Here is a 14,868-nt window from a genome sequence, read left to right as displayed (position 1 = left end):
GACTGACGCTAGGTCTCGTCGGCGATATCGTGTCGATCCTGGTGCCGAGCCGGCGCGTCCGGGTCGTCATTCTGGTGTTCCAGCTGATCCTGAAGCTCGCGCTGCTCCTCGGTCGCCTTGGTGGCGTCCCTGGGCGTCGGCGGCGGGGTGCGCTGTTGTTCCACCGTCGCAGAGTGGCCGCAAACGGGCCCGGCCAAACCCCGGCTCAGAACAGCTCGTCGTAGCGCTGCATCAGCTCGTTGATATCGCCGTCGATCTCGACCTCCAACGAGGCGAAGACGCGGGCCAGCGTCTCGTAGGTGCCGACGGTGCAGATCAGGTCCAGCACCTGCTTGACGTCGAGTTCGGCGGTCAGCGCCTCCCACGTCGATGCGCTGATGCCGCCACCGGCAATGAGCTCGTCGACGGCACGCAGCATCGCGGCGTCCAACTCACTCCAGAATGGCGCGTCCGGACCGTAGGCGATGCGCCCGATCTCCTCATCGGTCAGTCCGACGTCGCGGCCAACGAAGACGTGCTGCGCCCACTCGTAGCCCGACTTGCGCACCGCGGCCACCCGAAGGACGAGGAGTTCGCGCTGCCGCTCGGACAGCGTGGTCGCCATCAAGACGTGTCCGTTGAGGGTGAAGTACGCCTGCGCCAGTTCGGGGTGATGGGCCCAGGTGCCCAGCACATTGAGGCCCTTGGGGCGATTCTCGGTGGACATCGGGGCGTACCGCGCGTTGGCCGGACGCAGTGCCGCCAGGGCCGTGCGGAACTCCTTGGGCCATTCCTTCGGTGACAGGGGCGAGATGCGTGGCATCTGAACAGTGTCGTCTACAGCCTGCACACCAGCGCAGCCGCCTTCACGACCCCGCTCGCGAGGAACCACATGTGCAGCGCGTCACCGCGACGCTCGTGCGCGATGACGACCGTCTCGTCCAGTTTGATCGGCTTGCGGTACTCCACGACGGCGCGGTAGGGCGTGGTCGCCAGGTCCGGCTCACGGGCGAGCACTTCGTGCACGCCATGCCAGTACGCGGCGTTGGTCACGTGTTCGAAGAGGTCGATATCGGTGTAGCGCAACGGAAACGGCGTCACCTGGGCGTCGTCGGGTACCGCCCCCGGCAACCAGGGTCGCCACTGCAGCCGGTGCACGTCGGTGGTGCTGGCGAACAGGTCGAAGACCTCGTCGCTGACCCGCGATGGCGTCAGGGTGTCCTTGTTCATGAGGATCCAGAACCCCTCGGTCTCGATGCGGCCGCCGTCGGAGCCGTCGAGGCGCACGCGCATCGTGCACCAGCGCGGGGACAGCGCCGAGCACCAGCGTCGGAAGGTGATGTCGCTGGGCAGGCCGATCGGTGTGATGACGTCGATGACCGTGCGCTGCACGATCCAGTGCGGGTGCGCCTCGGCGGCACCCGCATCGGCGAGGTGTTCGGCGCCCACCTCCTGGATGTAGCGCGCGACGCCGTCGAGCCTGGCGTTGAGGTGGCTGTCGATATCGCTGGTCAGCAGCTTCCACGCCGTCGAGTAGACGTAGCCGCTGTCGGGTAGATCGCGCAGCGGCGCCCGCAGGTCCACAGGGGGCTTCGTCGGTGACACGCGAATGACGGTACCCAGCCCTCCCAGTTGACGAAGGGTGGTCGCTGTCACACAATGACAGTCATAAACGGTCATTAATCCACACAGAGAGGCACGCGAGTGCTCCCAGCAGCCCGGCACGACGCCATCGTCGACCTGGTCAACGGTGCTCAGACAGTCAGCACCGATGAGCTGGTCAACCGGCTCGGGGTGTCCGCCGAGACCGTGCGTCGTGATCTCGCGCTACTCGAGGAACGCGGCGCGATCATGCGGGTGCACGGCGGCGCGGCGACCGTGTTGAGGCGCCGCAGCGGCGAGGAGGCGTCGTTCTCCGAACGCACCCTGACCCGCCATCAGGCCAAAACCGATCTCGCCGGCGTCGCAGCTGGGCTGATCGAACCGGGTCAGACCGTCATCATCGATATCGGAACCACGGCGGTCGAGGTGGCCCGCGCCATCCCGGCCTCATTCCGCGGCACCGTCGCAACCCCGTCACTGCGGGTCGCGATCGAACTCGCCGGGCGGCCCGGCGTCGATGTGCTGGTCGCCGGCGGAAGGGTGCGGGCAGGGGATCTCGCCTGTGCGAACGCCCATGCGGCAGCGCTGTTCTCCGATATCTACGCCGATATCGCGTTCATCGGATCCGGTGGGGTCGACGCCGATGCCGGCCTCACCGACTACCACCTCGACGAGGTCGCCGTGCGGCGCACCATCATCGCCAACAGCGCCACCACCTACGTTCTGGCCGACTCGTCAAAGCTCGACCGCATCGCCCCGCACCGCGTGTGCGATCTGGGTTCGATCAGCGGCGTCATCACCGAAGTCAGCAGTTCGGCGGCCGTTGCAGCGGCCGTACAGGAAGCGGGAGGTGTCGTCCTGTCAGCGTGACCGGAAGCGCCGATATGCCCAGCGAACTCGCACAGTCAACACCAGTCAGAAAGCACGATCCATGAAACCTGATTCCACATCGGGCGCCGCGCCGTCCGTCTCTCAGTTCGGCTACACCGAGACCCTCGAGCGGTCCACCGGCCGGTTCGCATCGTTCGCCGTCGCGTTCGCGTTCGTGTCGATCGCGACGGGCATCTTCACCACCTACGGCAGCGTGCTGAACACGTCGGGCCCGATGGGCATCTGGACCTGGCCGATCGTGGTCGTCGGCCAGCTGGCGGTCGCACTGCTGCTCGGCGCACTCGCGGCACGTATCCCCGTCACCGGCTACGCCTACCAGTGGGTGTCGCGGCTGGCCAACCCGATCCTGGGCTGGATCACCGGCTGGATCTCGTTCACCTTCCTGGCCATCGTGGTGAGCGCCGTCGACTACACCGTCGCCTCCACGGTGCTGCCCGCACTGTTCTCCTTCGAGGGCACACCGGCCACCGCGTTCCTCATCACCGCCGGCGTCATCGTGCTGCAGGCGCTGCTGATCGGGCTGTCCACCAAGTGGACCGAGCGGGTCAACAACTTCGCGGTCACCGCCGAGCTCATCGGCATGGTGGCACTCGTCGCGCTGCTGCTAATCGTCGGCGTGATCGCCCGCAAGCTCAGTGTCGACAACCTCTTCTCGACCGGCGCAGTCCCCGCCGAGAACTACTGGAGCATCGGCGAGGCGACCGCGGCAGGACCGTGGATGCTCGCATTCCTGTTGGGCGCCTTCACCATCGTGGGCTTCGAGTCCGCGGCCAACCTCGCCGAGGAGACCAAGCGTCCCGAGATCGTGGTGCCGCGCGCCATGTGGCAGGCCGTGCTGGCATCCGGCGTGCTGGGCTTCCTGTTCCTGCTGGCGGTCACCGCAGCCGTGAACGATCCCATCGCGCTCGCGCAGTCGGGCACGCCCGTCGCCGACGTCATCCAGGACGTGCTCGGTTCGTTCGTCGGTACCGCCCTGCTGGTCCTGGTCTCCATCGCGATCTTCGCCTGCGGTCTGGTGATCCTGCTGACCGGCGTCCGGCTGGTCTGGGCCATGTCGCGCGACCAGCGCTTCCCCGGTTGGCAAGCCCTGCACAAGGTCTCGCCGCGCACCAAGACGCCGCTCAACGCGACCATCGTGATGGCGCTGATCGCCCTTGTCATCCTCGGCCTGTTCTCCACCAGCACCGATGCGCTGTTCAAGTTGTTCGGTGCGGCCACCCTGCTTCCGGCGATCATCTACACCATCACCGTCGCGCTCTACATCACCAAGCGACGCAAGCTGCCGGCCAGCGCGGGATTCAACCTCGGCCGCTGGGAGCTGCCGATCATCGTCGTCGCGGTGGTGTGGCTGGTGTTCGAACTCTCGCTGTTCCGCGACGCCTCGTTCCGGGACGCGTGGATCTACGTGGCGATCATGGTCTCCATCGGTGCGTGCTATCTGGCCTACCTGCTGGCGACCCGCGGCCGTGACGGGCTGCGGATGCCCGCGATGACGTCCATCGACGCCGAACTCGACCACGTGGCGGAGACCGACGGGAAAGCTCCCACCCCATGACAGTGCTGGCCATCGATCAGGGCACATCCGGCACCAAGGCCATCGTCGTGGACCCCGAACACGGGGTCTGCGGCGTGGCCGAGGTGCCGGTCCACCCGCGCTACCTCGAAGGCGGTGGAGTCGAACAGGACCCGAACGAGCTGCTCGACTCCGTCCTGACCGCTGGCCGCGACGCCGTGGCTCGTGCGGGCCGTCGGATCGATGCGGTGTCACTGGCCAACCAGGGCGAGACCGTCCTGGCGTGGGACCGCGCCACCGGGCAACCGCTGACGCAGGCCATCGTGTGGCAGGACCGCCGCGCCGAGGCGCTGTGCACCGAGATGGCCGAACACGCCGACGAATTCGCGGCCCGCACCGGACTGGTTCTCGACCCGTACTTCTCGGCACCCAAGATGGCGTGGCTGCGCCGCAACGTCGAGACCGGAGGCGTGGTCACCACGTCCGACACCTGGCTACTGCATCAGCTGACGGGCGAGTTCGTCACCGACGCCACCACCGCCAGCCGATCGCTGGTGACCGATCTCGGTTCGACCGGGTGGAGCCGGGAACTACTGGCGCTCTTCGACCTCGAGGACGAGGTCATGCCCGATATCGTCGCCAACGACGTCCTCATCGGCACGACATCGGCCTTCGGTGCCGAGGTGCCCGTCGGTGGTCTGGTCGTCGATCAGCAGGCCGCGCTGCTCGCCGAGTCCTGCTTCGAGGCCGGAATGGCCAAGTGCACCTTCGGCACCGGCGCGTTCCTGCTGGCCAACACCGGATCGACGGCCGTGCGGTCCCGATCCGGGCTGACCACGTCGGTGGCCTGGCGGGTCGCAGGCCAGGACACGTTCTGCGTCGACGGCCAGGTGTACACCGCCGCCTCGGCCGTGCGCTGGCTGGCCAGCCTGGGCGTCATCAGCGGCGCCGAGGAACTCGACGTCGTCGCCGCGTCCGACGCCAGGGGTGTGCTGTGCGTGCCGGCCCTAGCGGGTCTGGCGGCGCCGTGGTGGGAATCCAGTGCGACGGCAACGATCTCCGGGATGACACTGTCCACCGATCGTGGGCACCTGGCGCTGGCCCTGCTGCAGGGCATCGCGGCGCAGATCGGCGAGCTGGTCTCGGCGATCCAGGCCGACACCACCACCCAGCTCAACCGACTCCGCGCCGACGGCGGACTGACCCAGTCCAGGGTGCTGATGCAGGCCGTCGCCGACGTCCTGCAGGTGCCCGTCGACGTCTACCCGTCACCCCACGCGACAGCCCTCGGTGCCGCCGCGCTGGCCGACCTCAGCCTGAATCCGGCCAAGGGTATCCGCGGTGTCGTACCGGAATGGACGCCCGCGTCCAGCTACGAACCCAGGTGGGACGCCGCCCGCGCAGCCGAATTCCGTTCGGCCTGGCGCGAACTGGCCGACACCACATACGCGTCCGGGACGGACGTCGCATTTGAAAGGAAATCGTGACAACCCCCTATGACGTTGTCGTCATCGGCGCGGGCATCGTCGGATCGGCGATCGCACGCGAACTGAGCGGCCACGACCTGTCGGTCGCACTTCTCGAGGCGCGTGACGACGTCGGTGACGGCACCAGCAAGGCCAACACCGCGATCCTGCACACCGGCTTCGACGCCAAACCCGGCACGCTGGAGTCGGCGATGGTCAGCCGCGGCTACCGACTGCTGTCCGAGTACGCGGAGCGCACCGGGATCCCCGTCGAACGCACGGGTGCCGTCCTCGTCGCATGGGACGCCGAACAGCTCGACGCGCTGCCGTCACTGCAGCAGAAGGCGCAGGACAACGGCTACGCCGAATGCGAGATCATCGACGCCGCCGCGGTTTACGCGCAGGTGCCCGATCTTGGCGAGGGTGTCCTGGGCGGGCTCACCGTGCCCGATGAGTCGATCATCTGCACCTGGACGGTCAACCTGGCCCTGGCCACCGACGCGGTCAATCGCGGCACGACGCTGCTGAGGAACCATCGGGTGGAGCGCGTCGACACCGATGCCGACACGACCACGCTGCACACCAATGCGGGCGACGTCACCGCGCGGTGGGTGATCAACGCCGCGGGCCTGGGTGCCGATGTCATCGACGCCCTGTTCGGCCACTCCCGATTCACGGTGACCCCGCGCCGCGGCGAACTCATCGTGTACGACAAGCTCGCCCGACCTCTGGTGAACAAGATCGTGCTGCCGGTGCCGAGCGCACGCGGCAAGGGTGTGCTGGTGAGCCCCACCATCTACGGCAACGTCATGCTCGGCCCCACATCGGAGGATCTGCAGGATCGCTCGGCGACGGGAACCTCGGAGGCCGGGCTCGACTTCCTGCTGGAGAAGGGCCGGGCGCTGATGCCGCGTCTGCTCGACGAGGAGGTCACCGCCACCTACGCGGGGCTGCGCGCGGCCATCGATCACGGCGACTACCTGATCGAAACCGATGTCGCACAACGCTATCTACTCGTCGGCGGTATCCGCTCGACGGGTCTGACAGCCGGTATGGCGATCGCCGAGCACGTTCGCGACATGGTCCGCGACGCCGGTGTCACCCTCGTCGCGAGGAAATCCCTGCCACCACCGCCTCGGATGCCCAACCTCGGCGAGGCCTTCACCCGCCCGTATGAGGACACCGAACGCATCGCCGAGGATCCCGAGTACGGGACCATCGTGTGCTTCTGCGAACGCGTCACCGCAGGCGAACTGCGCGACGCGTGCTGCTCGACCATCCCGCCGGCGGGCCTCGACGGTCTGCGCCGACGCACCCGCGTGATGAACGGCCGATGCCAGGGCTTCTTCTGCGGCGCTGAGGTCCAGACCTACCTCGACGCGATCGAGCTCGTCCAGGGGGTGCACCGATGAACGTCATCACCACGGACGTCGCCATCGTCGGCGGCGGTCCCGCGGGCCTGACGGCCGCCGCGGAACTCGCATCCGCCGGGGATCTGAACGTCACCGTCCTGGAACGGGAGTCAGCCGCAGGCGGCATCCCCCGCCACAGCGACCACCCGGGTTATGGCATGCGTGACATGAGGACGTTCATCTCCGGACCGACCTATGCCCGCCGCCTCGTCGAGAGGGCCGAGGCCGCCGGTGTCGACATACACACCAGATCGATGGTCACGGGCTGGCACGGCGACACCTCGTTGGAGGTCACCGCACCCGAGGGTCGACGACGCATCGACGCACGTGCCGTCATCCTCGCCACCGGCGCGCGCGAGCGGCCGCGACCCGCACGCATGATCCCGGGCGATCGGTGTGCGGGTGTGTACACCACCGGACACCTGCAGAACCTCGTCCACCTGCAACACCGCAAGGTCGGAAGACGCGCCGTGGTGGTCGGAGCCGAGCTGGTCAGCTACTCCGCGGTTCTCACGCTCAAGCACGTCGGCTGCGAGACGGTCCTGATGACGACGCCGTATCCGTCGCCGGAGTCCTACGCCGTGTTCAACGTCGCCGGCCGAACGCCGTTGCTCGGCGCCCACGTCGCCACCCGCACACGGGTGACACGCATCATCGGCAAGCCCACGTTGGCCGCCGTCGAGGTGGAGAACATCGACACCGGGCAGCGCCGCATCGTCGAGTGCGACACCCTGGTACTGACTGGGGACTGGATTCCCGATCATGAACTCGCCCGTAGCGCCGGACTGGATATGGATCCGGGAACCCTTGGCCCCCTGACCGATCCCGCGATGCGGACCAGCCGGCCCGGCGTCTTCGCGGTCGGCAACCTGCTGCACCCCGTCGACACCGCCGATATCGCGGCACTCGACGGACGGCACGTCGCCGGGCCCGTCCGCGACTACCTGCGCGGTGCCCGTGGGCCCGCGGACGGTGTTCGGCTTCGGGTCGACACGCCGCTGCGGTGGATCTCGCCCGGCATCATCTGTCCGGGGGACGGTCCCCCACCGCGCCATCGGCTGCTGACCTGGACCGACACCCTGGTGCGCGTGCCACGGGTGGTCGCGCGTCAGGACGGCCGGATCGTCGGGCGTCGGACGCTGCCCTGGCCGGCCTCGCCAGGACGGGTGTTCCGGCTGCCCTCAAGCATTCTCGACGGCGTCGATCCCCGCGGAGGCGAGGTCACCGTGTCATTGCGGTGATTCCGTTGACACGTTACGTTACGCCATGTAACGATATGGCCCATGACGGCGGAACCGGCGCGGGGTAGGCCTCGCGATCCCCGCACGCAACGGGCGATCCTGACGGCTACCCGAAAGCTGTTGAGCACCAATGGCTACGACCAGATATCCATCGAATCGATCGCTCGCGAGGCCGACGTCAGCCGCCCCACCGTCTACCGGCGTTGGCCGTCGAAGGCCCACGTCGTGTTCGACGCGGTGTTCGGCTGGGCCGATAACGCGGACGTGCTGGAGGGCTCGGGCGACTTCGACACCGACCTTCGGCACTTCGTGCACGGCGTGTGCGACTTCTGGCGTGAGCCGATAGTCGCCAGCGCCACGATGGGCATCCTCGCCGACCGCCACAGCGACCCGGCGCTATTCATCCGCACCCAGAAGCTCCTCGATGAACAGACGCAGCACAAGTTCGCCGAGTTGGTCGGCGCCGGTATCGAGCAGGGCACGGTACGACCCGACGTCGACATCAAGATGCTCTACGACCTGCTGATCGGCACGTCGTTCTACACCACGCAAGTTCAGCACTGCGATGACGTCGACGACGTCGTCGAAAGACTCTGTGCCCTGGTGATGCAGGGGGCACAGATGAGAGGCGAGGAGAGTCCGTGACCACTGACCAACAGGCCGGAACCGAACTGTCAGGGGCCTTCTCGGGCCTTCTGGACGAGGTTCGAGAGGTCGAGAAGAAGCTCCTCGCGGCGGACCCGCCGTTGCCGGAGGCCGACCTCCTCGACGGCTACCGCCTGGCTTTCAGCCTGCTCCGGGTGGCAACCGACGCGTTCGTGTGGAACGACAAGGACCGTCCGCGCCTTGTCGACGTCATCGGGCCGTTCCTCAAGTGGGGCGGTGACAACTCCGATGCCTTCTACCAACTCTCGCCACTGGACCCGGCCCGCACCTATCGCGTGCGAGGAAACCGCGGCGACGCCGCGTACCTGTCGATGACGGTCTACGGCGGGCCCGATGACGGCCGCTACAGCGAGCGGATCGTCGGCACCCTCAATGACCGCGCCATGGAGTTCGACGCCGACGGGAACTTCGAGTTCATCATGAGCCCGACACATGCGGACGGGCCGGGGATCACGTTGGAACCCGACTCGGTGTTCGCCCTGACCCGCGACTACGTGGCCGCCCGCGAGACCGATCGGCGCCCGACATGGACCATCGAGGCCGTCGACGCGCCGCAACGCCGCACCGAGGACCGCGCCGATATGGCACGGCGCTTGAAGGCCGCGCGGACGTGGCTTGCCGCGCAACTCGCGTTCATCCCCACGAAGGTGGAGCCGGCCAACGAGATTCACGAGCCGTACCCCGTGCCCACCGTCACGTACGGCTGGGCGGCCGGCGACGCCGCGTACGCCATGGGCGCCTACGAGTTGGGTCCCGACGAGGCACTGATCGTCGACGGCACGTCACCGGAGTGCGTGTTCTGGAACCTGTGCCTGTGGAATCCCTTCTTGCACACCTACGACTTCACCAGTGAGCGCGTCACCATCAACGGCACGGAGGTGACCTACGAGCCGGACGGTTCCTGGCGGGTCGTGATCAGCGAACGCGACCCCGGACACCCGAACTGGGTGTCGACGGCGGGCCGGTCCAAGGGGCTGATCTGGCTGCGCTGGTTCCTGCCCGAGCAGACCCCGGCACGCCCGGTCTGCCGCGTCGTCAACATCGCCGACGTCGCGTCATGACCGCCGTACGCCCTGCCGCTGTCAGGCTGACAGATCTGGCCGAGCCGGTCTTCCCGGAGGCGTCGCTGCCGATGCGTGACGGCCTCGCCGCCTACGGGGCGGCGCTGACCCTGACACCGGAGTCGTTGCTGCAGACGGCAACCGAGCGCACTGGGCTGAACCAGTGGGGCGATCCAGCGTTCCGTGAACGCCTCGAGATCCTGTGCAGTTCGCTGCGCGATCACGCCGGGCTCTCGGGTGTGGGTACGGCGATGGCGTTCGAGCAGCTGGTGGGCCACCTGGTCAACCGACTTCGGCTGGAAGCACTAGTCGCGGCGCATCCCGAGATCGAGGACGTCGCGATCGAGCGTCCCATCATCATCTGCGGTCTCCCCCGCACGGGAACGACCCACCTGCACAACCTCATTGCCGCCGATCCCGCGATCCGGTACATGCCCTACTGGGAGAGCCTCGAGCCGTTCCCCGGCCCCGACGATGTCGACGAGCAGCCGCGCCGGGACCGGTGCGCGGCCGGGCTCGACATCATCGAGGAGTCGATGCCCGAGTTCAAACGGATGCACGAGATGACCGTCGACCACGCTCATGAGGAGATTCAGCTCCTGGGCAACGACATCTCAGGCATGTTGTTCGAGACCATGCACTACCTGCCCGACTATGCCGCGCACTACAAGTCGCACGATCAGAGCGCGTCGTATGCCTACATGAAGCGGTCGCTGCAGGCCATGCAGTGGCTTCGGGGTGGGCAGCGGTGGGTGCTGAAGTCTCCGCAGCACCTCGAGCAGTTTCCCATCCTGTTCGCGACCTTCCCGGACGCGACGTTCGTGGTGACCCACCGGGATCCCGTCGAGGTCACGATGTCGATGTCGACCATGATCAGCTACGCGCAGCGGATGGCCAGTGATCGCCCCCAGCCCGAGCGCACCTCACGGTACTGGCTCGACCGCGCCGACGACCTGCTCAACGGCTGCCTTCGCGATCGCGACGTGCTGCCCGCCGCACAGTCGATCGATGTGCGGTTCGAGGACTTCATGGCCGACGAGGAGGGCATCGTCACCGCGATCTATGACCTGGCCGGCCAGCCGTACGACGATCGTGCCCGCTCGGCGATGACCCAGTTCCGTGACGACCATCCGCGCGGCAGGCACGGCGGTGTCATCTACGCGCCCTCCGACCTGGGTCTCGACCCCGACGAGGTGGCGAGCAGGCTGCGCGGCTACCGGGAGCGCTTCGTCGACGCGTGACCGTCAACGGATGCCTCGTGGTCGGCGACGAACATCCGGGTGACGTCGACTAGCCTGATGTTGGTCTCCTGCGATGCACGTGTGAGCGTCGCGAACGCCTGCAGACCCGTGAGGCCGTCGCGTTGCATCAGGATGCCCTTGGCCTGCCCGATGACGTCACGACTGGCGACGGCGGACTGCAACTGCTCCTCCGACGCCGCGTCGGCCATCGCCACGGCGGCATGCTGAGCGAAGATCTCACCGGTGATGATCGCCTCGGGAGGGAAGGCATACGCCGCCGCGCCGTAGAGGTTGAGTGCGCCCAGACTCTCGCCCGTCACGAACAACCGGAACGAGAGCATGCTTCGCACTCCGATCTTCACGGCGGTGGCACTGAAGCTCGGCCAGCGCGTCTCGGTCGCCAGATCGTCGATGAGGACGGTGTACCGGTCGTGGATCGCGCTGAGCGCCGGGCCCTCGCCCAGATCGGTCTGCAGACGATCCAGCCGGGCTGCGACCTCATCGGTCTGAATCTCGGGCACGACCTTGCGGCGCGACACCAGGGAGATACCGGCCCAACTGGCGCCGGGAACGATGTCGATCGCCGCGGACACGATCGTCTCCAGAACAGCTCTCGAGTCGGTGAGCGACTGCATCTCGACGGCCAGATCGCCGAGGGTCTGCGCAAGACCACGTGCCGCGGGCGCCACGTGGTCGTCATCGTGAACTGTCACGACAAGCCTCCATGGGTCAGCTTCACCGCAGCCGTCCACGCAACGGGTCCGGTCGGTGAAGATCTACGTGAGTTGGTTGATAGGGCGATGGCAGATTGAGTCAGGTGACCGCGCGGCCACACCGCGCTTGATCCCGAGATCCCCTGGGTAGTCGCCGCCGCCTCTTGGCCGTGTCCACAGCGCTCATCCTTCGACTCCTCTTCACGCCTGCAGTCCTCTTCCGGCCCGCAGGCGGGTGAAACAAGTTGAGTTCTCAATACCCAGTCTGCCGGGATCTTGAAACGCCGCACGGCACGCCTGACGACATCCCATGCCCGACGCCGATATGTTCGTCGGGAGGAGGTCGCAATGGCTGAGGCTGGATTCTGGGTGGTGTGGGGCCTGCCGAGCACCGGCCGCGAGCGCCAGGCACTGGATCTCCTCAAGGAGACCACGACGGGGTATCTCGAGGGTCTGCGAACATCGGAGCGTATCGAGCGCTTCGACACCGCGATCCTGCGTCCACAGAGCGCTGAACTGGGCGGCTTCTTCCTGATCCAGGGCAGCCGTGAGCAGCTCGAGGCATTGCGGGCCGACCACGACTTCCAGACCTGGGTCACCCAGGTCCAGCTGGTCGCTGACCGGGTGGGCATCGTCGACGCCTGGGTCAACGACGGCCTGGGCGAGGCCATCGACCTCTACGACGACGCACTCCGGAAGCTCGACCAGTAACACCCTCGGCTATTGCGACGACAGATAACGCGAGTGAAAGTTGGGGCAATCGGTGCGTTTGCCCCTGCCCTCGCATCATCTGCGCTTCAATCGCTGATGACGGGGAAAAGTTTGCTGGTCGAGCGATAGGACTGTCATGGGTGCCGCAACGTACATCGGCCGGGTGGGCGGATTAGCCGTCGCGTTGGGTGTCGGCACGGCCCTCATCGCGGGGCATGGCACGGCGCTGGCCGACGACGGCAGCTCCACCTCCGCCTCATCCGCGTCGGACTCCTCGGCGGCCTCAGCCAGCGAGTCGACGCCCAAGGACGCCACGCCCGGGGACTCGACGCCTGCGGTCGCGGACGCCAAGGACTCGAATCCCAAGGACCCGAAGGCCTCGGCTCCCGACGGCAAGACCGCCGGCCCCGCCGTGTCCGGACAAGTGAGCGCACAGACCAACACCGGGTCGTCGAGCACCAAGGACGCCAGCACCAAGGACACCGGCACCAAGAACACCGAGGCCGGGCCTGACACGAAGGTCCCCGACGCGACGGTCGAACCCGACCCAAAGCCCGAGGTCGAGGTACCCGTGGTGGAGGAACCGGCGCAGGAAACGCCACCGGTGGAGCCCAAGAAGCCCACCGTCTCCGCACCCAAGAACGATTCGGCCACCGACTCGCCCGCGACCACCGCACCCAAGGCCGCGCCGAAGACCGAGCCCCTCGCCGCCGCCAAGGCCACGGTTGTAAAGATCGCTGCCGTCAAGACCGCGGCTGCCAAGACTGCCGCAGCCAAGACGGCGGCCGCCAAGATCGAGACCGTCGCATCAGCGACTGCCGCCACGGAACAGGCGGACACCGAGCAGCCGACGACACCCGTCGCAACGGTGGCGCGCACCATGACGGCTGAGCAGCCCGCTGCCGCCGCAGGGCAGAATCCGCTCGACATCGTCCACAACCTGGTGTCCAGCGTCGTGAACTGGGTGCTGGGGCCGGTTGCAGGTACCACACCCACCGCGCCGGCCCAGGCGCCCATCGGGTGGGCGTTGCTCGCCTTCGCCCGGCGCGAGATCGACAACTTCGTCGCCGCGGCGACGGGACAGGCGCCAGGGACCCCGGCGGTGTCGGCGCAGACCACCAGCCTCGCCCTGGCTGACCCGTTCGCCACGGCCGCCGTGACGCCGGTACCACCACGTCCTGGCACCCCGGTCCCCGGCCAGCAGTTCAGCCCGTCGACGAGCTTCGTCGACTGGGTGACCGGAAACTTCCAGCCCAACAACACGTTCCAGCGCTACGGCATCTGGGGCACCGACGTCGGAGTGATGTGGGACAACGGCATCCCCGACGATCCGACGACGCCCATCAACGAACACCAGGTGCTCATCGCCTTCGGTGACACGTTCGGCGGGCCCAATATGACGGGCACCTGGCGGCTGAACACGCTGTTCCGCAGCTCGGACCTTACCCTCGCCGACGGCCTGAGCATCCCCAACGGTGAATGGTTCAACGGCAACATGTTCGGCGGCTCGCCACTGTGGGAGCCGACCTACGCACGTCAGATCATCCTGCCCGAGCGGCTGCCCGCGGGCCTGCCTGCCGGTGTGACGCTGATCCCGACGGCGGGCATATCGGTACCGACACCGGGCACCGAGTTCGGCGCCACGCAGTACCTGAGCTTCATGTCGGTCAAGCAGTGGGGTTCCGCGGGCCAGTGGACCACCAACTACTCGGCCATGGCGTACTCCACCGACAATGGCGAGAACTGGTACATCGCACCAACTTCGGTGCGCATGAACGATCCGTACAGCGGTAATGCGAAGTTCCAGCAGGCCGCGCTGGTCCGCCCGGGGGACGGCTACGTCTACGCCTACGGCACGCCGAACGGGCGGCAGGGCGCCGCGTATGTCTCGCGAGTCCTGGAGCAGGACATCCTCGACGTGTCCAAGTACGAGTACTACAGCAAGGGCACCGCCGGCTTCTTCGGCTTTGGCGCCACGAAGGCCGGCTGGTATCGCAACCCGGCGGCCGCCACTGCCGTGTTCGGCCAGGACAAGGGTGCCTGCGGTGTCGCCAAGCCCGGCAATCAGGTCAGCGAGATGTCGGTCCAGTACAACAAGCAACTCAACAAGTACGTCGTGATGCACGCGGATCAGTTCAACAACATCGTGATTCGGACCTCGGACACGCCGCAGGGCACCTGGTCCTCGGCGAAGGTCGTGATGAAGCAGCAACCGGGCGGCATCTACGCGCCGATGATGCACCCGTGGTCGCCGTCGACGCTGGGCACCGGGACGGAGCTGTACTGGAACATGTCGCTGTGGTCGGAGTACAACGTCATGTTGATGAAGACCGACCTCAGCAAGATCTAGCGGGTCGATGATGTGGCGTTGG

The 14,868-nt window shown here is 67.2% G+C and carries 14 protein-coding genes; 10 read left to right on the top strand and 4 right to left on the bottom strand.

The annotated features are described in order from the left end of the window. Window positions 1-8: 8 nt before the first annotated feature. The 3 genes from ACZY0X_RS06775 to ACZY0X_RS06765 are packed head-to-tail and all read right to left on the bottom strand — an operon-like array spanning window position 9 to window position 1,584. Window positions 9-164, bottom strand: coding sequence for a hypothetical protein (locus tag ACZY0X_RS06775; RefSeq protein WP_463768888.1), 156 nt, complete (start codon window positions 162-164; stop codon window positions 9-11). Between the two features lie 41 nt (window positions 165-205). Next, window positions 206-802, bottom strand: a complete 597-nt coding sequence (locus tag ACZY0X_RS06770; RefSeq protein WP_463768887.1) for a carboxymuconolactone decarboxylase family protein — start codon at window positions 800-802, stop codon at window positions 206-208. Window positions 803-816: 14 nt separating this feature from the next. After that, on the bottom strand, window positions 817-1,584 hold the full coding sequence (locus tag ACZY0X_RS06765) for an acyl-[acyl-carrier-protein] thioesterase (protein WP_463768886.1): 768 nt from the start codon (window positions 1,582-1,584) through the stop codon (window positions 817-819). A 99-nt stretch (window positions 1,585-1,683) separates the two neighbouring features. Between ACZY0X_RS06765 and ACZY0X_RS06760 the strand changes: the two genes are divergently transcribed. The 8 genes from ACZY0X_RS06760 (at window position 1,684) to ACZY0X_RS06725 (ending at window position 11,072) form a co-directional block, all read left to right on the top strand. Further along, window positions 1,684-2,451 carry a DeoR/GlpR family DNA-binding transcription regulator gene (locus ACZY0X_RS06760; RefSeq protein ID WP_463768885.1) on the top strand — a complete coding sequence of 256 codons (768 nt, stop codon included), beginning with the start codon at window positions 1,684-1,686 and terminating at the stop codon, window positions 2,449-2,451. A 61-nt stretch (window positions 2,452-2,512) separates the two neighbouring features. Further along, entirely contained in the window at window positions 2,513-4,027 is a 1,515-nt protein-coding gene (locus tag ACZY0X_RS06755; protein WP_463768884.1) for an amino acid permease, read from the top strand. Next, the gene (locus tag ACZY0X_RS06750; protein WP_463768883.1) at window positions 4,024-5,472 is read left to right on the top strand and encodes an FGGY family carbohydrate kinase; all 1,449 of its coding nucleotides are present in this window, start codon (window positions 4,024-4,026) and stop codon (window positions 5,470-5,472) included. Before ACZY0X_RS06755 ends, ACZY0X_RS06750 begins: the two co-directional genes overlap by 4 nt. After that, window positions 5,469-6,863: an FAD-dependent oxidoreductase gene (locus ACZY0X_RS06745; RefSeq protein ID WP_463768882.1), complete on the top strand. Its 1,395-nt coding sequence runs from the start codon at window positions 5,469-5,471 to the stop codon at window positions 6,861-6,863. Before ACZY0X_RS06750 ends, ACZY0X_RS06745 begins: the two co-directional genes overlap by 4 nt. Then, the gene (locus tag ACZY0X_RS06740; RefSeq protein WP_463768881.1) at window positions 6,860-8,104 is read left to right on the top strand and encodes an NAD(P)/FAD-dependent oxidoreductase; all 1,245 of its coding nucleotides are present in this window, start codon (window positions 6,860-6,862) and stop codon (window positions 8,102-8,104) included. Before ACZY0X_RS06745 ends, ACZY0X_RS06740 begins: the two co-directional genes overlap by 4 nt. Window positions 8,105-8,146: 42 nt before the next feature. Beyond that, window positions 8,147-8,749 (top strand): TetR/AcrR family transcriptional regulator, encoded by a 603-nt coding sequence (locus ACZY0X_RS06735; RefSeq protein WP_463768880.1) that lies wholly within the window; start codon window positions 8,147-8,149, stop codon window positions 8,747-8,749. Next, window positions 8,746-9,831 carry a DUF1214 domain-containing protein gene (locus tag ACZY0X_RS06730; RefSeq protein ID WP_463768879.1) on the top strand — a complete coding sequence of 362 codons (1,086 nt, stop codon included), beginning with the start codon at window positions 8,746-8,748 and terminating at the stop codon, window positions 9,829-9,831. Before ACZY0X_RS06735 ends, ACZY0X_RS06730 begins: the two co-directional genes overlap by 4 nt. Then, complete coding sequence (locus ACZY0X_RS06725; protein ID WP_463768878.1) at window positions 9,828-11,072, top strand: sulfotransferase family protein; 1,245 nt, start codon at window positions 9,828-9,830, stop codon at window positions 11,070-11,072. The genes ACZY0X_RS06730 and ACZY0X_RS06725 overlap by 4 nt, the downstream gene beginning before the upstream one ends. On the opposite strand, the gene ACZY0X_RS06720 is transcribed toward ACZY0X_RS06725, so the two are convergent. Then, the gene (locus tag ACZY0X_RS06720) at window positions 11,045-11,785 is read right to left on the bottom strand and encodes a GAF and ANTAR domain-containing protein (protein ID WP_463768877.1); all 741 of its coding nucleotides are present in this window, start codon (window positions 11,783-11,785) and stop codon (window positions 11,045-11,047) included. The genes ACZY0X_RS06725 and ACZY0X_RS06720 overlap by 28 nt on opposite strands. 348 nt (window positions 11,786-12,133) lie before the next feature. On the opposite strand from ACZY0X_RS06720, the gene ACZY0X_RS06715 reads away from it, so the two are divergent. Both ACZY0X_RS06715 and ACZY0X_RS06710 read left to right on the top strand, forming a co-directional pair. After that, the gene (locus ACZY0X_RS06715; protein ID WP_463768876.1) at window positions 12,134-12,496 is read left to right on the top strand and encodes a hypothetical protein; all 363 of its coding nucleotides are present in this window, start codon (window positions 12,134-12,136) and stop codon (window positions 12,494-12,496) included. A gap of 136 nt (window positions 12,497-12,632) precedes the next feature. Continuing rightward, window positions 12,633-14,846 (top strand): DUF4185 domain-containing protein, encoded by a 2,214-nt coding sequence (locus ACZY0X_RS06710; RefSeq protein WP_463768875.1) that lies wholly within the window; start codon window positions 12,633-12,635, stop codon window positions 14,844-14,846. Window positions 14,847-14,868: the final 22 nt, after the last annotated feature.

This window comes from Mycobacterium sp. IDUB_39, assembly GCF_055419205.1.
The sequence above is the reverse complement of the archived record's forward strand: the minus strand, read 5'-3'. Positions and strand labels throughout refer to the sequence as shown.